The organism is Aerococcus urinae (genome assembly GCF_001543175.1).
GTDB classification, from domain to species: Bacteria; Bacillota; Bacilli; order Lactobacillales; family Aerococcaceae; genus Aerococcus; species Aerococcus urinae.
The window spans coordinates 114,670-141,404 of the sequence record NZ_CP014161.1 but is presented as its reverse complement, the minus strand read 5'-3'; the positions used below and the strand labels follow the sequence as shown (position 1 = coordinate 141,404).

Here is a 26,735-nt window from a genome sequence, read left to right as displayed (position 1 = left end):
ACTAGCCCTCCTCCCGATTTAAAAAGGAGAGACTGTTGGCGATCTTCTCCTGAAAATCAGCTAAAGAATCTTCACCCCGATAAATTTCATGGTAAACTACCCCATCCTTAATAAAAAGAACACGCTTAGCATAAGCCGCACAACGTAAGGAATGAGTTACCATGAAAATGGTCATCCCCTGCTGGTTTAACTGGGTAAAGAGTTTCATGATCGCCTCACTGTTTTTAGAATCGAGGGCCCCAGTCGGCTCATCAGCCAGAATCAGACTAGGTTGGGTAATTATCGCCCGGCCAATAGCCACCCGCTGCTGCTGCCCTCCGGAAATCTGATAGGGATACTTGTCCAAGAGGTCTTCAATCCCGAGTAAAGGAGCAATCTTCGCTAAACGTCGCTCCATTTCCGGATAATCCATATTGGAAAGCACCAGGGGCAGGAGAATATTGTCCCGGTTAGTGAAGGTATTAAGCATATTGAAGTCTTGGAAGACAAAGCCCAACTCCTTGCGGCGAAAGGCAGCCAGATCACTTTCCCCTAAGGCCGCCAAAGATTGGCCATTTAAGAAGACTTGGCCCCCAGTAGCCTTATCCAAGGTGGCAATAATATTTAAGAGAGTGGATTTCCCTGAGCCGGACTCCCCCATAATGGCAACAAACTCACCAGCTTCCGCTTGAAAGGTCACGTCCCGTAAGGCCGTCGTCGCATTGCCGCCCTGGCCATATATTTTTTCTAAATGAATCACGTTTAATAGCATGTCTTTCTCCTCCATTCTTTTCTTTGACTTTATTATAGAAAGGAAAAAAAGGCCCTGCCTTTATCTAAACTAACAAAAGCAGGACCCAATCTTACAAAATTGTAAGCTAAGACGCGCTGAAGGCATCTTGGTGAAAATAAATTCTAACTGTCGTTCCCTGGCCCCAAGTGGACTCTAGGTCTACCGGCTGGTCTAAACGATCGGCCAATTGCTTGACCAGAAAGAGACCGATCCCCGTTGATCGCCGCAAAGACTTGCCCATAAAAGCTGAGTAACCCTGGTCAAAGACCTTGGGCAGGTCACTGGCCTTGATCCCCCGGCCATTGTCCCGAATAGTGAGGCAGGCCTGATCCGCTTGATAAGTAATCCAAATCTCTCTTCCTGAAGCATACTTGAGGGCATTATTAAGGACCTGTTCTATCATGATTTCAGAAGCCGTAGGATCAGTCATGACTTGGTCAGGAATAGCTTGGTAGTGGAGGCGGGTATGACTATTAATAAAGATCCGCCGGTACTTTTTGAGTAAGGGGGCGATGAGGGCATCCAGGCTAACGGCCTTAATCTGCAGGTTCTTCTGCTCATTACTTACCTTCAAATAGGTGAGGACCATGGTGGTGTAATTTTCAATAGCTAGTAACTGAGCTTCCAGGTCATCCTTGGTCTTAGGTTCCAAGTCTTGGATGAGGAGCTTGGCCGCTGCGATTGGGGTCTTGATCTGGTGGAGCCAAGTCAAGAAATAGCCCTGCTGCTCCTGCTTGACCAGGTCGGCTTGAACCCGGTCAGCCTCTGCCTTAGCCTGACTATCATGGTAAAGCTTGCGGTAGTCGACCTGCCTGTCTTCCAGCCAGTAGCTAAGTAGTAATATAATTCCATAAAAGAAGCTAAGGAAAAGCAAAAGAAAGCGAGCTACCATTGCATCTAAGTCAAAAAGAATCACCGCTAACAAAATAACCAAAACGGTAAAAGTCATGGTAATTAGAGTCACAGACTGGCGCTTCAAAAAGTCTTTCACTGACTAGCAACCTCCTCATTTAAGGCGTAGCCTACCCGCTTCTTGGTCTTGATAAAATCTGCTAGACCCATGTCCGACAATTTCTTACGTAAACGGGAAATGTTAACTGCTAAGGTATTATCATCAATATAAGTCTCTCCTAGCCAGCACTCTTCCATCAAGCTTTCCCGGCTGACATAGTCGCCTTGGGCTTGAAAGAGCTGCTTGAGGATAAGCAGCTCAGTAGCGGTTAAGTCGCTAGCTTGACCTTGGTAAAGTAGCCTTGCCTTAGTGGGATCAAGTTGGACCCCAGCAAAAGCCAAAATCTCACTCGCCGAATTATAGCGATAGGCCCGGCGCAAGAGGGCTTGAACCTTGGCTAATAAGAGGGGCAGGTCGATAGGCTTGGTGACATAATCGTCGCCACCTACCTGCATGGCCATAACTTGGTCCATACTGGTATCGCGGGCTGATAGGAAAAGAATCGGTACATCACTATCTTTACGGATCATCTGACACCAGTAATAACCATCATAAGACGGCAAGTTTAAATCTAATAGAACTAAGTGGGGGGCAAAACGCCGACATTCCTGGTCAATGGCTTCAAAGTCTTCCGCCCTTTGGACCTGGTAATGCCACTTGGTCAATTCCCGCTCCAGTCCGGCTGCAATCACCGGGTCATCCTCAACCACAAATATTTTTTCAGCCATCTCCACCGCTCCTTTCCTTAGGTCTTGGTTTATTAAGTATAACATTCTCCTCCTGATCATAAAAAGTCTGATTAATTTAGAAAAGATTACTTTTAAAATTATTCCTTACTGGTAGTGTCACGGCAAAATTTGTCCATCAAGTCATTAGCTATTATTGTCGATAACACTTTAAATCGCCTTGCTTAGGCCCAGGCGATCAATTTAGATCATATAATTAAAATTCACAAAAATTAAATTTAGCTTGCTTTTATTTATAGACTTGGCTATGATAGATGAAATTATGAAACCGGCAATGAGGAAGTAACATTAACCAACTAATCTCAAGCGAGGACGAAGGGTGAGAGCGTCTGATTAGTCTAATGGATGGGCCTCGGAGGGTATGGTGAACATCGAGAGTAGCCATAACGGATTGACCCCCGTTAAGCGGGTTGTGTGATAAGCGAAACGGCTTATCACGAGAGGATCGCCCGAGCGATCAAGTAAGGTGGCACCGCAGGTAGAAAAGCGCTTGTCCTTAGAACATTAATTTTTAATGTTTTATGGATAAGCGCTTTTTATTTGTAAATCAAACTTATGACGAAGGAATAGCTAAGTAACTAGCTTAGAGCAAGAACGTGGTGATGGAAGACGTTTAGCCAGCCTTAGCGATGGGCCTTCGGAAGGCTTGCCAAGGGCTTTATTAGAGCTAAAAGCAAGACGCAAGGCTGGCGTTATCAGCAGCCGGGTGGTCAGACTGACCGCTCCTAAGTGGGCATCAGGGGATGCCAAGCAAGGTGGTACCGCAGGTTAAGTAACTTGTCCTTATAACTAATCAGAAGTTGGATTAGTTATGGGGGCAAGTTTTTTGTCTATCAAGAACTAAAAAGGAGAGAACACAATGAAAGCAGCAATCGAACAATTAATTAACAAGCAAGACCTATCTTACCAAGATTCCTACCAAGCGGTGAAGGCTATGATGACTGGCCAAGTCAGCCAAGTCCAAATGGCCGCCTACTTGACCGCCCTAGCCATCAAAGGGGCTAGTGACCAAGAAATTGCAGGGGCTGCAGCCGCCATGCGTGACCAAGCCAAGGCCCTGGAAACCGATCGCGACACTTTAGAAATTGTGGGAACTGGCGGTGACCAATCCTATTCCTTCAACATTTCAACCACCGCTTCCCTAATCATTGCCGCAGCTGGCGTCCCCGTCACTAAGCACGGCAACCGGTCAGCCTCTTCCAAGTCAGGTGCAGCTGACTGTATCGAAGCACTCGGCATTAATCTCTACCAGGATCCTGACCTAGCTAAGCAACTTCTCGACCAAGTTGGTATCTGCTTCCTCTTTGCCCAAAACTACCACCTTTCCATGAAAAATGTTAGTGGTGTCCGCAAAGACTTAGGAATTAAGACCATCTTCAATATCCTAGGGCCAATTACTAATCCAGCTAAACCCAAATACCAAGTGCTGGGTGTCTACCAAGAAGATTTGATCCAACCCATGGCCAAGGTGATTAAGAACTTAGGAGTTGAACGTGGCCTGGTGGTTTACGGCCAAGACGGCATGGATGAGATTTCGATTTCTGCTCCGACTTCAGCCCTCTTCTTCGATGGTGACTATGAAGAAAGCTTTGTCATCAAACCGGAAGACTACGGTTTTCCAAAATACCAAAAGGCAGACATTGTTGGCGGCAGTCCAGCAGACAATGCTCAAATTACCATTGATATCCTCACCGGCAAAGAACAAGGGGCTAAACGCGACATTACCCTCCTCAATGCCGCTGCTGGTCTCTACGCCGCTAGAAGAGTTGATAGTTTAACCGCAGGGATTGATCTGGCTCGTCAAATCATTGATTCCGGCGCTGCCTACCAACTTTTACAAGATTATATTTCCGCTAGCCAGGAAGGAGTCGCCCATGATCTTACAGCAGTTAGCCTTACATAGTAAGGAACGGGTCCAAGCCAGTAAAGCCAAGCTTCCTTTTGAAGCCATTAAGGACCGTGCCCTGACTTTGGCTAAGGGCCAGCCCATTTTTGAACAAGCCTTAGCCAAAGAAGGGCTCAGCATCATTGCTGAAATCAAGAAGGCTTCTCCCTCTAAAGGGGTGATTTCTCCCGACTTTCCCTACTTGGACATCGCCAAACGCTACCAAGACAGTCAGGTGGATGCTATTTCGGTATTAACCGAGCCCAAGTGGTTCCTTGGCTCCAAGGAAATCTTTGAAGAAATCCGCCAATCCGTTTCCCTCCCCATGCTTAGAAAGGACTTTACTGTCGATCCCTATCAAATCTACCAAGCAAAAGTCATGGGGGCCAACGCAGTTTTAATTATCTGCTCTCTCTTAGACGGGCAGGCAGACCAATTAGAGTCCTACCTATCTATTTGTAATGACCTAGGCCTTAGTGCCCTAGTGGAGACCCATAACCGGGAAGAAATCGACCTGGCCCTAGCCTGTGGTGCTAAGATTATCGGCGTCAACAACCGTAATTTAAAGGACTTCTCTGTCGACTTCAACCATGCGGCAGAGCTAAGAAGTCAGATCCCTGATTCGGTCCTCTTTGTCGCAGAAAGTGGGGTAAGAGGCCCGGAAGATATTAAATCCCTTATTGAAATTGGTGCGGACGCTGTCTTGGTGGGTGAGGCCTTGATGCGCCAAGCTGATCCCAGCGACCTGATCCAAGCTTTTCGAAAGGCCAGTCACCATGCCAAAGCTTAAAATATGTGGTCTCAAGCGCCCGATTGATATCAGCTACTGCAATCCCCTAGCCATCGACTATGTCGGTTTCATTGTCGATTTCCCTAAAAGTCAACGGTCAATCACACTCGACACCTTAAAACAACTCAGCCAAGAGGTCGACCCCAAAATTCAAAAAGTGGGTGTCTTCGTCAACTATCCCTTAGATCGGATTGCAGACTTATTAGAATCAGGAATCATCGATATTGCTCAACTGCACGGCCAAGAGAGCCCGGCTGACATTAGCGATTTACAAAATACTACTGGCAAACCCATCTGGAAAGCCTTTGCCATTAGTGAGGCTAGCGACTTAGCAAAGGCTAAAGCCAGTCCCGCTGACCAGATTCTCCTCGACTATAAGGAGGCCGGCAGTGGCAAGTCTTTTAACTGGGAGCTCTTAGAGGATTTCGACCGCCCCTTTATCCTCGCCGGAGGACTCAATGCCACTAATATACAAGCCGCTATGACCCAAGTCCACCCCGCTGGCTTGGACCTCTCGACTGGAGTGGAAAATCAAGGATACAAAGACCCAGATAAAATCAAAGAAATAGTAAGGATGGTAAAAAATGTCTAAAGGAAGATTTGGAGAATACGGTGGACAATTCGTAGCAGAAACGCTGATGCCTTCTGTAATCGAACTAGAGGCTGCCTATAATAAATATAAGAATGATCCTGAATTTCAAAGCGAGTTGACCGATTTATTAAATAATTACGCCGGACGCCCCAGCCTACTCTATTACGCTAAGAATATGACCGAAGATTTAGGGGGACCAAAAATCTATCTCAAACGTGAAGATCTCAATCATACTGGAGCCCATAAGATTAACAATGTCCTCGGCCAAGTCCTCCTGGCTAAAAAGATGGGCAAAACCCGGATCATTGCTGAAACCGGAGCTGGCCAACATGGCGTGGCTACCGCGACGGCCTGCGCCTTGTTAAATCTCGACTGTGTGGTTTACATGGGTAAGCATGACACCGAACGCCAGGCCCTCAATGTCTACCGGATGAAACTACTCGGCGCCCAAGTGGTGGCCGTTGATTCAGGGACCGGGACCTTAAAGGACGCGGTCAATGAAACCATGAAAGAATGGAGCCGGCGCATGGAAGACACTCACTATTGCATCGGTTCGGCCATGGGTCCCCACCCCTTCCCAACCATGGTACGTGACTTCCAAAGCGTCATTTCAAGAGAAATGCGTCAAGAAATTCTCCAACGCGAAGGTCGCTTACCCGATGCAGTCTTGGCCTGCGTGGGAGGTGGCTCTAACGCTATTGGGTCTTTTGCCGCCTTTATCGATGACCCTGAAGTGCAACTATTCGGTTGCGAAGGCGCGGGTCATGGGGTTGATAGTCCAGATACCGCTGCCACCATGCAAGTGGGACGTCCAGGGGTCTACCACGGGATGAAGACCATTATCGCCCAAGATGCAGATGGGCAAGTCAACCCGGTCTATTCCATCTCCGCTGGTCTCGACTACCCAGGCATTGGGCCTGAACACGCCGACCTGGCTGCCAGAAAGCGGGCTCACTATGTACCGATCACGGACGAAGAAGCAGTCCAAGCTTTTGAATACCTGAGTCGGGTGGAAGGGATTATTCCCGCCATCGAATCCGCTCATGCCGTCGCCTACGCCATCAAATTAGCTAAAACCATGCGCCCCGACCAGATTATCTGTATTACCTTGTCTGGTCGTGGTGATAAGGATTGTGCCGCCATTGCACGTTACCGGGGGGAAGAAATTTATGACTAGTATTCAATCCGTTTTCCAAAATAAAAAAGCCTTTATCCCATACATCACCGCTGGTTACCCAGACCTCGCCAGCACAGAAAGGTATATTGAAGCCATGGCCGAGGAAGGTGCCAGTTTAATTGAGATTGGAATTCCTTTCTCAGACCCCACAGCTGAAGGTCCAGTCATCCAACACGCTATCGAAACGGCTTTAAAGGGAGGCCTCCATACCGATGATGTCTTCGCTATGGTAGAGAGCCTCCGTAAGAAAATCGATATTCCCTTAGTCTTTATGACCTATGCCAATATCGTCTTTGGTTATGGACCAGAAAAATTTCTGCGCCGTTGCCAGGAAGTAGGCATCCAAGGACTTATCCTGCCTGATGTGCCTTACGAGGAAAAAGGGGAACTCCTCCCCTACAGTCAAAAATATAATGTTGCCTTGATTTCTTTGGTTGCCCCCACCTCCCATGACCGCATCCATAAAATTGCCAAAGAAGCAGAAGGCTTTCTTTATGTGGTGTCTTCACTGGGAGTGACCGGGACCAGACAAAGCATTCAAACTGACCTCGACGCCATGGTCCAAGCCATTCGCCAGGCCAACCCTGATATTCCAGCCGCCATCGGTTTCGGAGTCTCCAACCCCAGCCAGGCCAAGAAAATGGCTGACCTGTCTGATGGGGTAATTATCGGGTCTGCTATCATTAAACTGATCGACCACTACCAGGACCAAGCGGAAAAACCAATCCGTGAATTTACCAAATCCATCGTCCAAGCCATTCAGTAAGAAAAACGGTATAGCCAGCTATAAAAAGCCAGCTATACCGTTTTTTATCATTTAAAAAGACATTTAATATCACAAGAATTTTTATAGATCCTTCCGTCTTACTGCCTCATATAATTGAATATCCATATCAAGCGGGAGATATTCTTGTATAGTCGCTTCTAAAGAAGCTTTGGGCATGGACAACTTCATTTGTTTTAGAAGTTCTTGACTATCTATCTTTTCTTGAATATAGGTGATTTTAGGATCGTCTAGCCCTAATTTTTGGCTAAGTGCCTCAATACATTCATTAAGCGAACCAATCTCATCAACAAGGCCCTTGGTTTGCGCTTCCTCTCCAAGGTACACACGCCCACCTGCTAAAGCTTCTACTTCATCTTCACTTAACTTACGTGCTTTCGACACCCGTTCTTTGAATTCTTGATACACTTCCATCATGTGATTAATAAGGCGATCCTTAGACCAATTTGATACAGGACTCGTAAAATCAAAAAAGTCCACACCTTGACCCTTACTTACTGATTCGGGATGAATGCTCAATTTCTCCAAGGTCCCAGAAAATTCTGGTATTAGACCAACTACACCGATTGATCCCGTCAAGGTAATCTTATCAGCGAATAAGCGATCACCAGCACAGGCAATATAATAACCTCCACTAGCACAATAGTTAGCCATGGAAACATATATAGGAAGATCTAAATGTGAAAGCATTTGATAAATTTTTTCTGCTTCCAAGGCTGATCCTCCAGGACTGTCGATACGCAGAATAATTCCAGAGAGCTGGTCCATTTCTTTAATTTGGTCGACCTTCTTTTTCACATTAGCGTAAGAAATATAGCTGCCTTTACTCTCTCTGCTTTGAATTTCTCCAGACAAACAAATTACGGCCAGCTCTGATTGAGAATTCTTTCCCTTACGGTACTTTTTAAGAGTGTCTAACACAGGCCCATCTTTCTGTTTGTTCATTGGTTCATAAGTTTCGAAACTAACTTTCTTCGTATCATCATTAGAGACTAAATCTGCATAGGATATGTAGCCATCAATTAGCCCCTTATCTAGGGCTTGCTGGCGATTGCTTAAAATAAATTCTCCCTCTAAAAGCTCCTTTTCGATATCAACATTTCGTTTTGCTTTCACGAAATTTAGAAAATAACTTAAGCTTTGATCGCCAAGTTTTTGTAGCGATTGACGCTTAAAATCACTCATTTGATTTTGCTTCAAACTTTCTCCAGCATCTTTATAATCACCAATAGATAAAACATTCACTCTAACACCTAATTTTTTGAGAAAATCAGATAGATATAATTCCTGGAACTGATAACCCCTAAAAAATAGTCCAGCATTATTGGTATCCAGGAGATATATCTTTGAAGCCAGTAAGGCCATGAGGTAGGTCCTTTTATCAAAGACAGCTCCATAGGCAATGACTTCTTTATTTTTTCCCATCTCTTCAAATATGGGTCTTACCTCTTCAATTTGAGCTGAAGATAGGTCTAATTTGTCCAAGTCAATATAGACCCGCTCAATTTGAGGATCTTCAGCCAAGTCGGCTAGCTTAGAAAGGAAATCAAAATATGAACTATCTGAAGAAGATGACGATAAAGCAAATTTCACCTGATCTTCTTGGATATCTTCACAATCAATCACGACTTCTCGAACAGACTTTGTCATTTTTTCTTCTTTTGAAGAACTTTGCTTGATTTTTTTATAAATAAGGAGTCCCAAAATAAAAATTACCGAAATAATAACCAAGACAACTACGAGCCCCTCAATAAGAGCATTAATGAAAGACATATATATCACTCATTCCTTAAATTAACCAAAACTCAACACTACACGAATTTACCCGATTTAGATTAACTAATTATCAAAGAAATTTAACATAAAAATTAACATGAGTTTTAATCTTAGGGCAATTATATCAAACAACTTAGTCATTAGTAAAAGTCTTCAAAATACAGATAAATATCTCAATATGAATTGCTATTTCCTAATAATATTACGTAATTATAACATTTGCTTATTCCCAATCAAAGTGATATCATAAAGATATCAAATAGATAGTCGCTTATGAATTGTGGTTTGCATAAAATTGTTTTGTTTTTTCCCTAAAGAAGTAGTCTTTAGCTGTTAGTCGGTTACTGTCATTATTACTAAATCTATCAGAAAGGAAGATTCCCATGGCCAATACAGATAAGAAACTAGACACTGGAATTACGGAAACTGTTTTAACAGGTAAGAAAAACGGGATGACCGTACTGATCACTTATATTATCGGTCTTGTCCTCTCTGCCATCCTCCTGATCGCCCAAGTACATCCCCTAGTTAACCTACTAGCGATCGCCTACCTGGCCTTAGCCTGGTTAATTCTCTTTGGACTTAAAGTGTTAAGCCCACAAGAATCATTAGTTTTGACCCTTTTTGGTAGATATATTGGTACCCTTAAGGGCGAAGGTTTTTACTTTGTTAACCCCTTCTGCCAAGCCATCAATCCCGCGGCCGGCACCTATCTCGGTCAAAGTGGAGACGTCCGAAAAGCCGAAAAGAAGTCGGCCAAAGATCAAAATGGCATGGAAATTTCGCTTGGCCCTAGCAAGAAAATCTCGCTCAAGGCCATGACCTTAAATAACAGTAAGCAAAAAATTAATGACTACTTGGGGAACCCGGTTGAAATTGGCATTGCAGTCATTTGGCGGGTGAGTGATACCGCTAAGGCCGTTTTCAATGTTGACAATTATAAAGAATACCTGTCCTTACAAACCGATTCTGCCCTCCGCAACATTATTCGCCAATATCCCTATGATGTGAATCCACAATTTGAAATTGATACCACCGGAGATGGTGAGCCCGATGACGGGTCCCTGCGTGGGTCGAGTGAAATTGTTGCTCTTAGAATTAAGGAAGAAATCCAAAATCGGGTGGACTTTGCCGGGTTGGAAATTGTCGAAGCCCGCATCACCCATCTCTCCTATGCCCCTGAAATCGCCGCAGCCATGCTACAACGCCAACAAGCTTCTGCCCTCATTGACGCCCGGGCTATGATCGTTGATGGCGCGGTTGGCATGGTAGAGATGGCTCTGGACAAGCTTGAAGACAAGCAAGTCGTCGACTTAGATGAGGAACGCAAGGCAGCCATGGTTTCCAACCTCTTAGTCGTGCTCTGTGGCAATAGCGAAGTCTCCCCCATCGTGAACTCGGGAAGTCTTTACTAATGGCTAAGAAACAAGTCCCGCTACGCATCTCGCAAAAGCTCTATGAGCAATTAGCTGCCTGGGCCGAGGATGACTTCCGCTCCCTTAACGGGCAAATCGAATACCTGCTTACCGAATGTGTCAAGCAGCGTAAGAAAGACGGCAAATATGTTAGCGAAACCATGAACGACCGCATCGATTTGGATATTGAATAAACGAAAAACAGGCACAACTCATAAAATAAAGGAGTTGTGCCTGTTTTTGGTCGTTCTTTAAAGAAGGGACTTAAAAAATTCTGCTGTCTGTTGGCTAATTTGACTCGGCACCCGGTGGCCCACCTCATCCAAGACCGTCCACTCCAAGCGCGCTTTAGGAAAATCAGCCTTCATTTTTTGCATGTCTTGCTGGTTTAAACGGAGGATATCCGCATTATCAGCGCCGCCATTATAGACATAGACCGGTTGGCTTAAAAATTTATTCGGCTGTGCGATTGGACTATTTTTTAAGATAATTTCTAAACACTGGGCATCCAAGTCATCGGGATAAGAGTCGCCATATATGACTTTCAGCTGCTCTTCTAAATTAATGCCTGCAATATGAACAGCGAGCCCGCTCAATGTCTCTGCATAAGCCGTCCCAATCATGGCAGCCATAATACCACCCATGGAAGCGCCGTGGACGAATGCTCGGTTAACAGCCTGACGTTCTTGAATCGCAGCAAGTAAACGGGGAAATTCTTCAAAACTTTGCACAATAATTCCAGGCATGATACTAATGGAGCTTTCAGGAAAGGGATCAACTTGACGGTCCCCATGGAGGGGGGCATCAGGCAAGAAAACATGAAAACCATTGGCTGCATAAATCAACCCTTGTTTGATCAAGGCTTCCTTGTTTAATTTATAACCATGGTAACCGATCACGATATTTTCAGACACTTGTCCTTGTGGGTAGATTTCCACCAGAGGTATGCCCTCAAGCTGGATAAAATTCACAGTAAAGGCGCCTTCCATGTTCTCTCAATCCCTTCTATTTTTCTATCTTAACAAATCACTCTCCAAATTATTTTACCATGCCTTATGAGCAGAGTAGTCTTTCCCGCTCACATTACTTTGATTGTTTAAAAGAAGCTAAAAAAATCCGTCCAGTCATACGAACTAGGCGAATTTTATTATTTTTCCTTGTTGCGTGAATCAATGCTTTCAAATTCTGCGCTCTAAAGCACCCGTTTAAAGTGCCAGTATAGGAATAGGATTGGACTAATTAAGAAATAGATCGGATAAAGAATCTTACTGGTAACCATATACCCCGCCTCGGAATCGTATGGTAGGGTTAATACAACATTCGGAAAGAGAAACCAAGCCAGGGCCAAATAGATTCCTAATAAAATTCCTGGAAATTGAGTGAGTTCAATCCCAAAATAATCCGTCAACAAGAAATAGACGACAAAGGTAAAAAAGCTACTAATAAAATAAGCGACTAAACGAATAAATAAACCATTTTTCATAAGACTCACTCCTGCTTTTTCTAGTTGAGCTTTACTTATCTATCTAACTCCATTATAACAAAAAACGAATATTAATAGGCCTTACCAAGAATAAAAGAGCAATCATTATTTGAAAGGACACGGCTCTCCAAAAGCAACATGTTACAATAAGACTGATCGACTGATAACCGTTTTCCACAAAAAGGAGGGGCACACTTTGCTTTTCACTTGGACTTATTCCACTCCTAAAAACTTCGATGATATTATCCTCACTAGTGATGATCAAGCCTTGACGGGGCTTTATTTTGCGGGGTCAAAAGATATCAGCGAACACGCTCTTAAAACTGCTGAAAAAACCAGCCGTCCCTTCCAAGAAAGTATCGACTGGTTAGATGCGTATTTTGCTGGAGAAAATCCTCAATTTATCCCTAAATTCCGGCTCCAAGACCCTACCTCCTTCCGTCAAGAGGTAGCGGAAGTCATGTTAAGTATTCCCTATGGCCAAGTTGTCACTTACCAGGATATTGCTAATAAGATTGCTGATAAACGAGGAATTCCTAGTATGTCAGCCCAAGCGGTGGGAGGCGCGGTCGGTTGGAACCCGATTTGTCTGATCATTCCCTGCCACCGGGTAGTCGGTAAAGACAAGCAACTCACCGGCTATGCTGGGGGATTGAAGAATAAATACCAACTGCTCAAGTTAGAAGGTCAGGATATGAATCAATTCACCTGGCCTAAAGGAGGTCATTATTGATGCAACGCTGCCACTGGTGCAATTTAGCTAATCCCTTATACATCAGCTACCATGACCAGGAATGGGGAGTGCCTAATCTCCAAGACGATTATCTTTTTGAAATGCTGATTTTAGAATCTTTTCAAGCCGGGCTTTCCTGGGAGACCGTTTTAAACAAAAGAGCGGCCTTCCGTCAAGCCTATGACCAATTCGATGTCGCTAAGGTGGCCCAATACGGTGAGGGTAAAATCCAAGAATTATTGACTAATGAGAAAATCATCCGCCACCAAGCCAAAATTAGAGCCAGTATTCAAAATGCCCAAGTCTTTCAAAGTATCCAAGTCGCATACGGCTCCTTTTATACTTATTTGTGCCAATTTACCCAAGGCAAACGACGGGTGGAATTAGGAAGAACCACTAGTCCCTTATCAGCGGCTATTTCTAAAGACCTCAAGCAAAAAGGCATGTCCTTTGTTGGTCCTACAATTATCTACTCCTATCTCCAAGCCTGCGGAATTATCTATTCTCATGAGAGAGGTTGTTTTCTCTATCGGACTGAAATCTAACTATACTAGGTTCTAACTTTTTACACTTAATCTAAAAAGTTAGCGCTTAATAATTCACCCCAATAGCGGTACCGATACATAGGCCAATGCCAATCCCCAGAGGCATATTATCGAAAAGCGCCCCAAAGCAAGCACCTACTCCTAATCCCAGGGCAATGCCCACACCAATATGGTCATCGGCTTCTTTTTCTTTGTGGTTATCCTTATGGTCATGTTTAGCTTTACGTATCCCATAAATTGCTAGCCCAGCGAGTAATACTAGGATGACAATAATTGCAATGAATTTCGTAGTAGTAATTTCCATTTTTGATCATCTCCATATTTAATCAGTCATATTTCATCTTTCACTACTAGTATAGTCATAAATATTTGACATGTCAAATATAAACGACAGGTTCTTTACTATTGAATCCCCTTTTTTCAAAAAGAATCATAGTAACCAACTAAAAGCAATCAAGCTTGTTAAATAACGAACAAAAACAAGCTTTTATATCGCCTAACTTTTGATAAGGCTTACATTGTTTCTTTGTCTCATGATAAAATATTATATAAATGCTAAATATTTGAGATAAGGAGATTGTAATATGAAGAAGAAATTACAGATTACTTTAACTGCCCTCACTTCCCTGGCACTCTTAGCCGCTTGTTCAAACGGTGGCAATAGTAACGACAAGGAAGCCGCTTCCTCAGACCAGAGCGAAGAAGTGGCTAGCCAAGAGTCACAAGCAGAGGCTCCCAAAGAAGAAAAAGACTCTGTTAAAAAATCTGACTGGAGCGAAGAACAACCCGCCCTCGTTGCAGGAACCCTATCCCTAGCTGAAATGACCGATGCTTTAGAAATTCCCCTAGTTGGTGTCACCTCGCACGCTCCCGACCAATTACCTGAAGACTATCGTGACCTCCCTAAAGTGGGGAGTGGTCCTAAGATCGATTTAGAAACCCTAGCAGCTACTGAAGCGGACTACTACTTGAACAATAAGAAACTGGAAGCCATGACCCGCCAACAAGTGGAAGGCGCTGGCGTTGAACCGGTTTACTTTGACTATACGCGTTACGACGATGTCAAACAAACCCTCTTAGACATCGGTAAATTAGCCGGTCGCCAAGACAAGGCTCAAAGCATTGTCGATGACATTAATGCCAAAGAAGAAGAAGTCTTAAAAGGTACCGAAGACCTGAACGGAAAAAGCTTCGTGATCATCTTTAACTCCGAAGAAGGCAGTTCCGTAGCTTCTGATGATAGCTATCTGGCTTCTATTTTAGAAAAATTAGGCATGAAAAACATTGCCGATGAATCCCTGGAAGCAGGCAGTGACGTGATTACTGACGGTAGCCTAGTGACCTTCAGCTCGGAAGCTATTATTGATGCCGATCCTGACTACATCATCAGTTATTCCCTCTCCAATGTCTTTAACTTAAAGAATAAAGGAACTGCTGACGAGAACACTTCTCAAGAACAAATTGAAGCAGAATTACAAAAACCAATCTGGCAAGAAAGCAAGGCCGGTAAGAATGACCACATTATCTCCCTAAGCTCTAATGACATTAGTATCAATGGTGGTTTAGGTCTGGCTGATGACCTGGCTCTCGTTAAGAAAGCTCTTTTAGGAGAAGATTAGGGTGATCAAAAGAAGCAGAAGTCGCTGGTTGCTCTTTCTGTTTTTACTTGTGGTGCTGGCAATCTTTGCCCTGATTGGTATGCGGCTAGGGAGTATCCCAGTCAGTCTGGAGGACATCTTGTCCTCTTTCACTAACCAAGCCACTAAGCGGGGGCAGATTCTCTGGAGCATCCGCTATCCCAGGATCGTCATCACTCTCTTAGCTGGATTGAACCTAGGACTTTCCGGACTGCTCATTCAAAGCGTGCTCAAAAACCCCATCACCGATAGCAATATCTTAGGAATTAATGCCGGGGCCAGCTTACTAGCTGTAGTGATTTTGATCCTCTTTCCAGAACAGACGGCCCTGGTCCCTTTCTTTGCCTTTATTGGTGGGGTGGGAGCCTTCCTTTTGGTGGGTCTCTTGGCTTTTCAGTCTGCTTATTCATCGGTACGCATTGTTCTAACCGGTTTAGCCATCCGCTCGGTATTGGGTGGTTTACAAAGCGTTATCGTTACCATGAATAGTGACCGTCTCCATGGGGCCATTCTCTGGCTAAACGGTAATCTCAGTGGTCATAGTTGGCAAGATATTTTCTTACTCTTCCTCTATGCCCTCCCGGCTTACCTTTGTCTGATCTTCATCCATCCCAAGATGGATTTACTGCAATTAGAAGATGGACTGATTCATTCCTTAGGTTATCCGCCTAAACGGGTCGCCTTAATGGTGGCCCTTATTGGGGTTTACCTAGCTGCCATTACGGTTTCCTTTGTGGGTATGATCGGTTTTGTAGGCTTGATTATCCCCCATGTCACTCGTTTACTGGTTGGTGGAAAACATAGCCATCTGATCCCCTTTACTGGGATCCTAGGAGCTATTTTACTAATTTTAGCCGATACCTTATCGCGGACAGTGATTGCGCCATTGGAAATTCCTATTGGAACCACCATGTCTCTCATTGGAGGACCTTTCTTCCTCTATCTGCTTTATCGCCAATCGACTCGGAGGTGATCGACGATCTTATTAACAGCCAAAGATATCAGCTATTCTTATGGAAGACAGTCTGACTTTCACTTGAGTCATATTTCGCTGGGTATTGAAGCGGGAAGCATCACCGGCTTAATCGGTCCTAACGGGTCAGGTAAGACCACCCTCTTCGACTGCCTCAATGGGCGCAAGACCTTAGAGAGTGGCCAAGTGATTTTTGAAGGACAGGACTTACATACTATTCCCTTAAAAGAACGCGCCAAAAAGATCGCCGTGGTCCAACAAAGCCACCGCAACCAATTATTATTGTCTGTTTTTGATATTGTGAATCTGGGGAGGAGCCCTTACCAGACTTGGCTAGACCATGGTTCTAAGGAAGACCAAGCAATTGTCAAGCAAGTGATCGACATGGTAGGCTTAAGTGATTATCGGGATAAACAACTCAAGGAGCTCTCTGGTGGCCAAAGGCAGTTAGTCTGGCTAGCCTTAGCTTTGGCCCAAGAGCCTGACCTCCTCTTTCTCGATGAACCGACGACCTATCTGGATATCCGAAACCAGATTCACTTTCTCAATCTCATTGGTCGACTGAATGAAGAAAAGGGGCTGACCGTGGTCATGATACTCCACGACCTCAACCAGGTCTTACGCTACTGCGATTATGCCTACCTGCTCTCTGAGGGTAAGTTAATGGCCGGTGGAAAACCCGCAGAGGTCCTCAGCGAATCCACCATTGAAGAAACCTACCAAGTACACTCCGACCGTCTCCATCATCCAAAAGGTCACTTTGTTTTAGACTTTTATTAAGCCATCAAAGAAAGGAAGGCCAAGCATTGAAATATACAGACCTTGAAGATCTTAAAGTAGAACACCCCGTGGAAAGCCTGATCACTGATATTGACCGCTCGCTTGATAATTGGGTGGAAGTCGCCGCCGAGAAAACCCAAGCAGTTCGTGGCAGTGATACCGTCAAACTCGACTGTGGGGTATTAAGCGTTAACCAAATTAATCAGCTCTTGGCCAATATTGACCATGAGGTAACTACTTGCGACGCCAATAACCAATATCTCTTCTACAACCGTCACAAGCCCAAAGAAGACATGGTAGCCAAACGGAACCCTGAAGCAGTCGGTGAAGCCCTCTTCAACATCCACCCCGAAAGAGTGGCCGAAAGTGTTGCCAAACTCATCTATGAAATGCGAACTCACCAAGTTCCTCGGGTGGTCCTACGGTCTAATTGGAGTGAAACAGAACGTTTTGTGACCCATAACCACCGAGCTTTTTACAACCCGGACGGGAGCTACGAAGGCACCATGGAATGGGTCCAAGATAACTTACCTATTGTTGACTATTATTGTCAGATGACCGGCCAGGAGATGGTCGATGACGAGGCCGCTGATCCTAAGTCTAAACCTCAAGTAATCTTAGACAGTCGCTCATCACGCTTTGTTGATAAGAAGTTTGACGACTGGACCCAGGGATCCCAAGCCCCCCACCGCTTGGAAAGCCAAATCTACCCAGATAATAACTGGTTGGCTCAAAAAGTGGAAGTTAAAGAGCCAGCAACAGGTCATGATTATGTCTGCTTAGACCGCGGTATTCTCACGGTGTCTCACTTGAACCATTTCTTAAAGCAGATCCCTGTCGAAGTCGCCTACTATGACCAGGAAGACCGCCTGCTTTATTTCAATTATAAGAACGATGTTGATGAAATGCTCAACCCTAAAACCGTGACCTCAGTGGGATTAGACATTAACTATAACTATCCAGAAGCGGAACATGAAACCGTCAAAAGTATCCTAGCTGCTCTCAAGAACAAAGAGAAGACTAGTGAAAAACACTTTATTTCGTCCACCTCACCTGGGGAATGGATTATCTGTACCTTTAAGGGAATCTATGACGCAGACGGCCACTACATCGGCTGTGTGGAATACTGTCATAATATCCTCCCCTATGTCAACCAAGTCCTCGAAACTTGGGGTAAGAAATTAGTAGATAAACCTGGTCAAGAAGCAGTTTGGCCCAAAGCCAGAGGTCAGTATCAAGCTTAAGTCAAGTGTAAACAATAAAAAGACGAACTCCCTGCTCACAAAGAACAGGTCAGTTCGTCTTTTTTGCTTGGCTAATATTCTTTAATTTGCTGACCTAAGTTGGCCTTTACTTGACTAATCGACCGGCGCATCCTTTGCATGGCTTGGAGCTGGTCTTTGATATCTGATTGAACCCTCGCATCCGTAAAGACATTGTCAAACCAAGTATCCAAAAAATTGTCTTTCAGTCCATCACTCATTCCTTGGGGCAAGGCCATGCTGACATCCGCTAATTCTTGGTTTAAATATCTTAAGGACTGGGCCAGGGACTCAATTTCTTGGTTTGCCGCCTGAATTCTGCGCCGCTTGATTAAACTAGGCAGAAAGTCACCACCCAGTAAATCCCACATCCCCCATTTGGAGGCCGATTGGAGTAATTCAATTCCCTTATCTAAATGAATCAGGACTTCTTGGGCGGCCTGATGAGCTTCTTCTAATTCTTTCAATGACTTCATGATCAGTAACCTCCTTAAGGGAATAGTGGAAAAGCTTTAGTCACTTCCCCACGAGTTACAATTTCCATTTTTAGCTTATCACGAGAAAACAAACTAGCAAAGCATCATGCCCAAGTCATTTAAGGTTTCTATTTACTTTCATATTCCTTCTTATATATAGTCTCCATCACTAAAGCTAGAATGAAATAAGTTAGGGCTGCCAGTGGCCAAATAATATAATTGGTGCGCCAAACACCCCAAATCAGACCAGTAGCGATATAAATCAAAGCTACCGAAAGGCCAGTAGATACTTGTAATAGGGCCCATTTTCTGGCGATAATACTTTCTAAATAATGAATAATCTCCCTCACTCAATAGTACCTTGTATGCTTCCCAAGGTATTCCAACTCGAATCAACAAGTTAATCCCCCAAGCAAGAAATACTAAGGTCAAAATAGGAGTCAAACTAGTCACAGCTTCATAAGGTTCTTGAATAAGTACTGATGAAACTAATGGAATACCGCCCATAATGATTAGACCGACATCCAAACCTAGTCCTCGATAATAATTGGGCCGGAACTCATCTACCCTTTTTTCGACCATACTTGTCACACCATATTCAGTTTCAATGGCTTCCTTTTCAAGATATTCAAAAGCTTCTTCTTTTTGAATCGAAAGAATCAAGCGATAAATACCATAAGCTACTGTGATTAAGAGAACGATTACCCCTAAGCTAATTGCTGCACCTTCTGTTAATGATAAGTAGCCGGCCTTGGTTAATCCCAATAAGATAATCAAAATAATAGGCGATAGGATAAATAAAGAAATAGCGTTAGCCATCCCACTTTGATTCTTTTCTTTAAATTTTAAATAGTCATTAGCTTCCTCCATGGAAACAAAGTGGGCGTCGCTCTCCTTGTCCTCAACTCGTCCTCCCTCTGACTCTTCGATATCATCTTTGATCAAATAGTCAATGCTCACGCCAAAAATCTGGCTCAATTCGGCCACTCGTTTCATATCCGGTATTGATTGACTCGATTCCCATTTAGAAACGGACTGTCTAGAGACCTGAATTTTTTCGGCGAGTTTCTCTTGTGACCAACCTCGCTTTTTACAAAGATCTAATATTTTATCTGCTAAGGTCATGGCTATTCACTTCCTTTCACAAATCAGTCTACAATATTAACCACTTATCCACTATCAAGCGCACTTGACAATCAGTCAATTAGCGGTTGCAATCCTTGTTGCATAGGCATTTATTGCTAGAAACACATTTTTAATTTAATCTAGCCAACATGCATTCCATTGAATAAATAAACTTAGATGAAACGACCCCGTAATCGTAAAAAATAAATTTACCATTAACAAAAACCGACTCCCTTCGTCCTAAAAGGCTCAGAAAGTCGGTTATTTTATTCAGTGATTTATTATATTCCTCGGATCAAATCAATCGGTTCATGGTTTAGAATAGCACTGAGACCTGTCCAGTAAATTAACAAGTTCAAGCCATAAACTAAGAGTGAAAAGCCCAGGAAGACTAAGTAGGGGAAGTATAAAATTAAGGCCTTCATATCGACGCTCTTGAATAGCCCAGCGATTCCTAGCATAATCCCTAAAGTAATCAGGGCAGACAAGAAGAAGGACTTCCCTTGTTCGAAGAGAAATTCGCGACTGAAGTGCTTTCTCAAAGCCTGGACATCCATTCCAATCGAATAGAGGGTTCCAATTTCTTTGCGCCGGCTCATCAAGCTCAGGTTGATGGAGGAATAGCCGTTGGTGATATTCATCAGGAAGATGATGGCCGCAATCCCATAGATAATCAGCTTGAAGCTTTGAATATCTGTAAACTGTTCGTCCTGGATCTCCTCATCTGTAAAGACCTTGAAACTTTCATTATAAGCTATGGTATTTTCGATGCGGCTGGTAATTTCCTCCTTGGCCCGACCAGCTTCTCCCTTGGCTAACTTGAGCTTCATTTCGAAGGGATAATTATAATTTTTATCGTCTTGAACCTCTTCCATCAGCTCTTGATAAGTCTCAAAATCTGTATAGACCATGACGGTAAAGGGCAGGAGCCGGGTCCGGTAAGGGCCAAGATCATCAATGCTGTGCGCAATGGAAAGGCTTCGCTGCTTCTCATTAATACTAATGTCTAATTGATCAGGATGATCAAAATACGGCACTTTTTCAGCCTGGGCAAGGGGCTCGTTGGGGTCTGCTTGGACCTGGTTGTAGAGGGTAAATTCCCCTGGGCTGCCACCCAGTTTCTGGAGGTCGTCATTTTCGAGGGCGACCAGAATTCCCCTGATGTATAGGGGCTTGGTGTCAGCCATCATTTGCTTCAATTGCTCATCCAGGCCCAGTGATTGAGCGGCCTGTGAGAGCTCTAAGTTAGGTTCAATGGCCAGGTTCTTTTCCTTAGAAATATAGCCCTCACCCTCATAGTCAGCTAGAATTTCGGGCAGGATAGCGGGCAAGTCACCGGTGTCATTGTAGTAGTGGACCGTGAGATCGTAGCCATCATCAAAGGCGTAGAAGTCCCGATTGTAGTCAGCGATGGCATAGACAATGCAAAAGATGGCCACAATGAGGATGCCAATAGCTGAGATATAGCGCTGGGACTTTATACTGGCCATATTGTTCAGTCGAAGTTCTTTCCAAAGATTAGGATTTCTTTTTTTGCCTCGTCTTTTAGAGAAGTTAAAATTCCCCTTGAGGCCTTCAATAATATCGATTTTGGCAATTTTACGCGCTGGATAGATGACCGCTACTAAGACAACGGCTAAGGCCACCGGGATAATGACCAGAGACAAGATCCAGTTAAAGTGAACCTGGTTAAAGAAAACCACTTCAGCCTTGCCGCTATTGGCAACTTCAAAGAGATAACGAATAAGGAAGAAGCCCAGGACATGGCCGATTAAAACGGGCAGGACGGAGACCGTGACTGCCCCTTTCACCAGCAAGAGATAGATTTGAAAGTCCGTCGAGCCGATGGATTTATACATGGAGAGCTCACGAATCTTGCGCACGCCCCAGACCCAGAAAATATTTTTGATAAAGAAGACAAAGATCCCCATACATAGGAGAAGGGATAAGGCATTGACAAGCTGGGTCATCAGATTTTTACTTTGGCTGACGTCCAGACCATAGTAGCGGACCAGGGAGTCATTAAAGTCCAATTCTACTTCTTTCCCTAGCAAGCTTTGGATCTCGTCTTGGATGGTCTCGCGCTGGGCGTAGGCTGCCTTGAAGTCATGGAAAGTGATCAAAGGGATCAATTCTTCATCATCAGCCACCAAGGGGAGACCATAATTGATTTTCAAATTTTCATTATAGAAATCTTTGTAGACACCCACCAGGGTATAATGACGCCTTTCTTTGGTCTCAAAGCTTTCTTCAGCGGTATATGTGGACCGGGCATCGATCGTCTCCCCGTCCACCTGACGGTCTCCTAGCTCGATCACTAGCTCATCGCCTAGGGTCAGGTCTTCCTGCTTAACCAGAGATTCATTCAGGACGATTTCATCCGCCGACTCGGGAAAGCGCCCAGCCAACAAATAGGACTCTTCCCGCATCTGATTGACTTGCACATCCTGTCCCACCATGGAAATGAGATGATCCTTGTATTTAGCACTGTGGGCCCTGGCAGAAGTCCCACCTACAAGCTCAATGGCTTCCACTTGGTTGAGTTTCTCGATCTCTTCCTGGGACAGGTCTTCCGACAAGCGGGCATGGTAGAAATTTGTTGCTTTCAACTGGCGGTTACTTGACGAAATATTGGTATAAGCATAGTAAAAAATCACCGTGAAAAAGAGGCTAACAATCAAAAGTGAAATGAAAATTGGTAAATTCTTCTTATTCATTGGGCTCATCTCCTACGATAGCCCCGTCGACCATGGTGATAATCCGCTGGGTTTGAAGAGCCAGATTTTCATCGTGGGTGATGATCAAGATAGTCTGCTTGAGGGTCTGGTTGAAGTACTTCAAAAGGTCAATAATCTCCTGAGAGTTCTTCCGGTCCAGGTTCCCGGTCGGTTCATCCGCTAAGATGATGGAAGGCCGGTAGATCAGGCTGCGGGCCACGGCCACACGCTGCTCCTGGCCTCCTGATAGCTCACTCGGAAAGGCCTTTAACTTATCGGATAAGCCCAACTTGGTCACCAAATCATTAAAGAAGGCGTCATCCACCTGGCGGCCATCTAACTTCAGGGGCAGTTTAATATTGTGTGCCACGGTCAGATTGGGGATGAGGTTGTAGAACTGGTAGATCAACCCCACCTTGCGCCGCCGGAACAGGGCCATTTCCTTTGACGAATAGCTGGCAATATCGGACCCTTCAATGAGTATCTTTCCCACATTGGGTCGGTCCACCCCACCAAGCATATGGAGCAGGGTAGACTTCCCCGATCCACTCGGCCCGACAATAGCGATCAGCTCTCCTCGATTGACGGACAAATTTACCCCATCGACGGCCCGTACTTGCTTTTCTCCTTGGCCATAAATCTTGGTCAAATTGTCGACTCGAAGTATTTCCATAAGATCTCCTCCTAGTTTGACTATAGCCAATGAAAATGACAAGTCGGTGACAAAACAGATAAAAAAATTGCCTCCGCGATTATTTCCCTCTCACTTATAGAATTGTAGGATAAATTCTGCCCCGTGTTCAGTATTTCGGCAGCTGATTTGTCCCTGGTGTTTCTCGACAATGCGTTTAGCCATAGCTAGGCCAATCCCAAAGCCATTGGAATCGGGGTCTTTATAGAAACGCTGGAAAATTTTCTTTTGCTTATCTTTAGCAATTCCCCCACCATCATCACGTATGGATAGCTCCAGATAAATCGGATTCTCCCGCGCTTCCAAGCAGATATGAGTCGTTTGATCCTGGTTGATGGCATTCTTTAAGATATTAATGACGGCCTCGCTCAACCAGTTGAAGTGGCCGAGCATGACCTTATCCCCGAGATCAATATCCACACTAATCTCACGATCTTCAATCTCATCGCTTAAGATATCTAAGGCGTAATCCATCACTTCACTTAAGTGGACTGGCGACAACTTGAAACCCTCAACGTTATTATCCAGACTGGCCAATTTCAAGAGAGCATTGGACAAGTCATTGAGGCGGTTTAATTGCTGGGAGAAAGTAGCCGGATCCGTCTTATCATTTTCCAAGGCAAAGAGCATGCCTGTAATCGGCGTCTTAATCTGATGGGCAATGTCTTCAAGATTTTGACTCTGGGTCTGGGACAAATGAAGGACCTTTTCTTTCTCTTCGACCAACTCAATGAATAACTTATAGATCTGGTCTTCCAACTGGGAGAAATCATCCTGCTTCATGGGAATCTGATAATCTTTCTGGTAGAGTTGGTCGATCAGGTCCGTCAGCTCTTGAATCCGCCGGCGCCGGTGGAACTTCAACCAGCAGACTACAGCAAGTATGCTTAGAAGCCATAATATATAAATCATAGCTTCAACCTGTAGCCGATGCCGCGGACGGTTTCAATCAGGTCTTTGGAGGTCTTGTCGCGGATCCGCTTAATGGTGGCGGTCAGGGTATTGTCATTCACATAGGCTTGCCGGGCATCCCAGAAGCGATCCAGCAATTGGTCCCGGGTCAGAAGTTGACCTCGGTGGCGGATAAAATGAGCCAAGAGCCGGTATTCCAAAGCCGTCAAAGCAACCGCCTGCCCCTGATAATAAATCATTCCCTGGTCTTCTTTAAGGACTAATTCGCTGTCCTCTTCCATATGCCCGAAGTCCCTCAAGCAAGCCGCAATCCGGGCCCGCAAAATATTCAAATTAAAGGGCTTAGTGAGATAGTCCGACGCGCCAGCATCGAGGGCTTTAGCGATAAAATCCACATCATCAACCACGGTGGTAATAATCACTTGAATATTATTCTGTAAAAAGCACTCCAAAAGATCAAAGCCATTCCCATCAGGCAAATTTAAATCCAAGATAGCCAAATCATACGATTGCCTAGCTGCTGCTTGTCCTTCTGCAAAATTCCTTGCCAGCTTCACCCGATAGCCGTGATTGGTCAAAAAGTCGCTGATCTCTTGGCCAATTATGGGATTATCTTCCACTAAAAGTAGGGAATTCATGCCAAACCTCCTTAAATGATAGCAGTTCCTCCATGTCATCCTATTTCTTTACTCCCATTCTATCAGGTAATCTCACTATTTAAAAAAACAAAAAGCGGTATTCTTACACAACTAAAGCTTTGTCAGAAAACCGCTATTATCTTTTGCTATGAAATAAACAACACCATATTCACAGAGGGATAGGGGGAAGAAGTTGATGAAAATTGCTAAACAGTGGAGACATTTCTAAGAAACCACTCTCAATAAAGACATGCTACTCTGAACTCTTTCAACTTACTCTAAACCTGTAAAAAGTGCTTTAATTAGCTGAAAGCATTGGAAATTATTGTAAGACGCTCCGAACTACTCCGAACTACTCCGAATTACTCCGAACTACTCTTTAATATTTTTACTCACTTATGAGAGTGTAATATTGTCTAGGATCTCGCTTTGAATTTCCATGCCAACAAAGAACTTCTTTATCAACCAATGCTCTTAATAGCTTACGAGCTGTGGCATCACTCATTTCAATAATTTCAGAAGCTTTTTTTACTGTTATGCGTCCATTACCATATAAATAAGCCAGAATTTTACGCTCATTTTCATTAAATTCATCTGTAATCAGTTTTTTCTCGAGGTCTCCCACCCTATCGTCCATCCTCATCTGACGAGAAAGATAGTTGTTTTCTAATTTTAAAAGAAGAGCGTGGGGATGTGGTTGGCTATATTCAGGTTCATTAAGGTAAAAATCTGCCATTTCATCATAAATTCGGTTGACACCCTCATTTAATTCTCTAACCCAGCCAAAACTTACTAAAGCTCGTGCTATTCTAGGATTTCTCGCATAGCGAGTATATCGCATATTATCTAAGGTCACGATATTAGGTAGAGAGCCTGGACTAAAGATTTCCAAACGATCATCAAACATGCTAATACGGATATAGTCCCCACGAAAAGAATAATCACGATGAGCAACTGCATTGACAATTCCCTCAAACCATGCAAATTCCGGATATTCGGGAACAATTTTAAAGCGACCATCTTCTCCAAGAAACTGAAATTCTCTAAGTTGAGCGTTAACTGCAACTTGAGCTTGGCGAATAATCTCTGGAATTGGACCATCAAAAGTCTGATCTTTAACGATATTCATGCGCACTCCTGTTTCACGCCTAGCTCCTTCATATCGCAAAAATCTTAAGCGAGCTTGAGGAAAATAATAACTTGGATTCTCAGCAAACATCAAAATTGCTGCAACTGTTAATTGTCCTTGCTGCATAAAACCACGAGCTTCTAAAACTTGACGGTGACTTAAGTCGCTACAATTAAGATGTCTCTTATATTCATTCAACAGTTGCTCGTCTAAATCCGTTATGTTAGCTTCAGCGACTAAGTTATCTTCGAATAATCTTTCCCCTTTAGCATATTCTAACTGTCTAATTTGAGAGTAGGTCTGTTTGACACTTTTATCGCCAATCCTTAAATAAACTTCTTCATTGCGACTTTTAATCAATCGGTCAACTGATAATTCAACGCGGATTAAAAATAATCTATCTTCTTGTCCTTCCATTAAGTAATCAATATATTCATAAGAAACGCAAGGTTGACCCAATATATCTTGTTGGATTGCCAGCTTATAATCTTCTAATGTATGAGCCCCTTGATAGTTTGTACCGGATAAATCTCCGTTATCTTCAATTCCTATGACTAAACTTCCACCGTCTGCATTAGCAAAAGCGATAATATGTTTTACTGCATCCTTGGGCTTCATCCTTGCACTTTTCCGATCAAAATACTGCCCTTCATGCATGTCCTTTAAGGATTCTATAGTGTAGTTTTCTATTTTCATCACCTCTTCAATTTTAATACTCTTTATCATGGATTATTCGCCATTTCAT

Annotated in this window: 27 protein-coding genes; 13 read left to right on the top strand and 14 right to left on the bottom strand. The window is 43.9% G+C overall.

Annotated elements, in window-relative coordinates; translation table 11 throughout:
• Position 1: 1 nt before the first annotated feature.
• The 3 genes from AWM73_RS00650 to AWM73_RS00640 form a co-directional block, all read right to left on the bottom strand.
• A complete protein-coding gene (locus AWM73_RS00650) occupies positions 2-751 on the bottom strand; it encodes an ABC transporter ATP-binding protein (protein WP_060777605.1) in 750 nt (249 codons plus the stop codon).
• A gap of 106 nt (positions 752-857) precedes the next feature.
• Positions 858-1,763, bottom strand: a complete 906-nt coding sequence (locus AWM73_RS00645; RefSeq protein WP_060777604.1) for a sensor histidine kinase — start codon at positions 1,761-1,763, stop codon at positions 858-860.
• Positions 1,760-2,497, bottom strand: a complete 738-nt coding sequence (locus AWM73_RS00640; RefSeq protein WP_060777603.1) for a response regulator transcription factor — start codon at positions 2,495-2,497, stop codon at positions 1,760-1,762. Before AWM73_RS00640 ends, AWM73_RS00645 begins: the two co-directional genes overlap by 4 nt.
• Positions 2,498-3,329: 832 nt before the next feature.
• Here AWM73_RS00640 and trpD point away from each other — a divergent pair.
• Genes trpD through trpA form a run of 5 tightly spaced genes read left to right on the top strand, consistent with a single transcriptional unit; the run spans position 3,330 to position 7,680 of the window.
• On the top strand, positions 3,330-4,373 hold the full coding sequence (gene trpD / locus AWM73_RS00635) for an anthranilate phosphoribosyltransferase (RefSeq protein WP_060777602.1): 1,044 nt from the start codon (positions 3,330-3,332) through the stop codon (positions 4,371-4,373).
• Positions 4,345-5,145 carry an indole-3-glycerol phosphate synthase TrpC gene (gene trpC, locus AWM73_RS00630; protein ID WP_060777601.1) on the top strand — a complete coding sequence of 267 codons (801 nt, stop codon included), beginning with the start codon at positions 4,345-4,347 and terminating at the stop codon, positions 5,143-5,145. The genes trpD and trpC overlap by 29 nt, the downstream gene beginning before the upstream one ends.
• Positions 5,132-5,737, top strand: coding sequence for a phosphoribosylanthranilate isomerase (locus AWM73_RS00625; RefSeq protein ID WP_060777600.1), 606 nt, complete (start codon positions 5,132-5,134; stop codon positions 5,735-5,737). The genes trpC and AWM73_RS00625 overlap by 14 nt, the downstream gene beginning before the upstream one ends.
• Entirely contained in the window at positions 5,730-6,914 is a 1,185-nt protein-coding gene (gene trpB, locus AWM73_RS00620; RefSeq protein WP_060777599.1) for a tryptophan synthase subunit beta, read from the top strand. The genes AWM73_RS00625 and trpB overlap by 8 nt, the downstream gene beginning before the upstream one ends.
• A complete protein-coding gene (gene trpA, locus AWM73_RS00615) occupies positions 6,907-7,680 on the top strand; it encodes a tryptophan synthase subunit alpha (RefSeq protein ID WP_060777598.1) in 774 nt (257 codons plus the stop codon). The genes trpB and trpA overlap by 8 nt, the downstream gene beginning before the upstream one ends.
• A gap of 81 nt (positions 7,681-7,761) precedes the next feature.
• Here trpA and sppA read toward each other — a convergent pair whose 3' ends face one another.
• Positions 7,762-9,471: a signal peptide peptidase SppA gene (gene sppA / locus AWM73_RS00610; RefSeq protein ID WP_060777597.1), complete on the bottom strand. Its 1,710-nt coding sequence runs from the start codon at positions 9,469-9,471 to the stop codon at positions 7,762-7,764.
• A 419-nt stretch (positions 9,472-9,890) separates the two neighbouring features.
• On the opposite strand from sppA, the gene AWM73_RS00605 reads away from it, so the two are divergent.
• Positions 9,891-10,889, top strand: coding sequence for an SPFH domain-containing protein (locus AWM73_RS00605; RefSeq protein ID WP_197904469.1), 999 nt, complete (start codon positions 9,891-9,893; stop codon positions 10,887-10,889).
• Positions 10,889-11,083 carry a PTS ascorbate transporter subunit IIC gene (locus AWM73_RS00600; RefSeq protein ID WP_060777595.1) on the top strand — a complete coding sequence of 65 codons (195 nt, stop codon included), beginning with the start codon at positions 10,889-10,891 and terminating at the stop codon, positions 11,081-11,083. The genes AWM73_RS00605 and AWM73_RS00600 overlap by 1 nt, the downstream gene beginning before the upstream one ends.
• Before the next feature lie 57 nt (positions 11,084-11,140).
• On the opposite strand, the gene AWM73_RS00595 is transcribed toward AWM73_RS00600, so the two are convergent.
• Together AWM73_RS00595 and AWM73_RS00590 are read right to left on the bottom strand one after the other, a co-directional pair.
• On the bottom strand, positions 11,141-11,878 hold the full coding sequence (locus AWM73_RS00595) for an alpha/beta hydrolase family protein (protein WP_060777594.1): 738 nt from the start codon (positions 11,876-11,878) through the stop codon (positions 11,141-11,143).
• A gap of 203 nt (positions 11,879-12,081) precedes the next feature.
• Entirely contained in the window at positions 12,082-12,372 is a 291-nt protein-coding gene (locus AWM73_RS00590; protein ID WP_060777593.1) for a hypothetical protein, read from the bottom strand.
• Positions 12,373-12,568: 196 nt separating this feature from the next.
• On the opposite strand from AWM73_RS00590, the gene AWM73_RS00585 reads away from it, so the two are divergent.
• Together AWM73_RS00585 and AWM73_RS00580 are read left to right on the top strand one after the other, a co-directional pair.
• Positions 12,569-13,105 (top strand): methylated-DNA--[protein]-cysteine S-methyltransferase, encoded by a 537-nt coding sequence (locus tag AWM73_RS00585; RefSeq protein WP_060777592.1) that lies wholly within the window; start codon positions 12,569-12,571, stop codon positions 13,103-13,105.
• Positions 13,105-13,650 (top strand): DNA-3-methyladenine glycosylase I, encoded by a 546-nt coding sequence (locus AWM73_RS00580; RefSeq protein WP_060777591.1) that lies wholly within the window; start codon positions 13,105-13,107, stop codon positions 13,648-13,650. The genes AWM73_RS00585 and AWM73_RS00580 overlap by 1 nt, the downstream gene beginning before the upstream one ends.
• 46 nt (positions 13,651-13,696) lie before the next feature.
• Here the strand turns inward: AWM73_RS00580 and AWM73_RS00575 are convergent, their stop codons facing one another.
• Positions 13,697-13,954: a hypothetical protein gene (locus tag AWM73_RS00575; RefSeq protein WP_060777590.1), complete on the bottom strand. Its 258-nt coding sequence runs from the start codon at positions 13,952-13,954 to the stop codon at positions 13,697-13,699.
• A 280-nt stretch (positions 13,955-14,234) separates the two neighbouring features.
• Between AWM73_RS00575 and AWM73_RS00570 the strand changes: the two genes are divergently transcribed.
• From AWM73_RS00570 to AWM73_RS00555, 4 genes are all read left to right on the top strand, one after another.
• Positions 14,235-15,269, top strand: a complete 1,035-nt coding sequence (locus AWM73_RS00570; protein ID WP_060777589.1) for an ABC transporter substrate-binding protein — start codon at positions 14,235-14,237, stop codon at positions 15,267-15,269.
• Between the two features lies 1 nt (position 15,270).
• Entirely contained in the window at positions 15,271-16,260 is a 990-nt protein-coding gene (locus tag AWM73_RS00565) for a FecCD family ABC transporter permease (protein ID WP_060777588.1), read from the top strand.
• A gap of 63 nt (positions 16,261-16,323) precedes the next feature.
• Positions 16,324-17,040 carry an ABC transporter ATP-binding protein gene (locus AWM73_RS00560; protein ID WP_060777587.1) on the top strand — a complete coding sequence of 239 codons (717 nt, stop codon included), beginning with the start codon at positions 16,324-16,326 and terminating at the stop codon, positions 17,038-17,040.
• A gap of 26 nt (positions 17,041-17,066) precedes the next feature.
• Complete coding sequence (locus tag AWM73_RS00555; protein ID WP_060777586.1) at positions 17,067-18,284, top strand: PAS domain-containing protein; 1,218 nt, start codon at positions 17,067-17,069, stop codon at positions 18,282-18,284.
• A gap of 71 nt (positions 18,285-18,355) precedes the next feature.
• Here AWM73_RS00555 and AWM73_RS00550 read toward each other — a convergent pair whose 3' ends face one another.
• The 7 genes from AWM73_RS00550 to AWM73_RS00520 all read right to left on the bottom strand — a co-directional run bounded on the left by AWM73_RS00550 (position 18,356) and on the right by AWM73_RS00520 (position 26,716).
• Positions 18,356-18,778 carry a hypothetical protein gene (locus tag AWM73_RS00550; protein ID WP_060777585.1) on the bottom strand — a complete coding sequence of 141 codons (423 nt, stop codon included), beginning with the start codon at positions 18,776-18,778 and terminating at the stop codon, positions 18,356-18,358.
• Positions 18,779-18,928: 150 nt separating this feature from the next.
• Positions 18,929-19,903, bottom strand: coding sequence for a helix-turn-helix domain-containing protein (locus AWM73_RS00545; RefSeq protein ID WP_060777584.1), 975 nt, complete (start codon positions 19,901-19,903; stop codon positions 18,929-18,931).
• A gap of 281 nt (positions 19,904-20,184) precedes the next feature.
• A complete protein-coding gene (locus AWM73_RS00540; RefSeq protein ID WP_060777583.1) occupies positions 20,185-22,620 on the bottom strand; it encodes an ABC transporter permease in 2,436 nt (811 codons plus the stop codon).
• The gene (locus AWM73_RS00535; protein ID WP_060777582.1) at positions 22,613-23,293 is read right to left on the bottom strand and encodes an ABC transporter ATP-binding protein; all 681 of its coding nucleotides are present in this window, start codon (positions 23,291-23,293) and stop codon (positions 22,613-22,615) included. Before AWM73_RS00535 ends, AWM73_RS00540 begins: the two co-directional genes overlap by 8 nt.
• Positions 23,294-23,383: 90 nt before the next feature.
• Complete coding sequence (locus AWM73_RS00530; RefSeq protein WP_060777581.1) at positions 23,384-24,223, bottom strand: sensor histidine kinase; 840 nt, start codon at positions 24,221-24,223, stop codon at positions 23,384-23,386.
• Positions 24,220-24,861: a response regulator transcription factor gene (locus AWM73_RS00525; protein ID WP_060777580.1), complete on the bottom strand. Its 642-nt coding sequence runs from the start codon at positions 24,859-24,861 to the stop codon at positions 24,220-24,222. Before AWM73_RS00525 ends, AWM73_RS00530 begins: the two co-directional genes overlap by 4 nt.
• A gap of 388 nt (positions 24,862-25,249) precedes the next feature.
• A complete protein-coding gene (locus AWM73_RS00520) occupies positions 25,250-26,716 on the bottom strand; it encodes an ATP-binding protein (RefSeq protein WP_230080693.1) in 1,467 nt (488 codons plus the stop codon).
• Between the last annotated feature and the right edge of the window lie 19 nt (positions 26,717-26,735).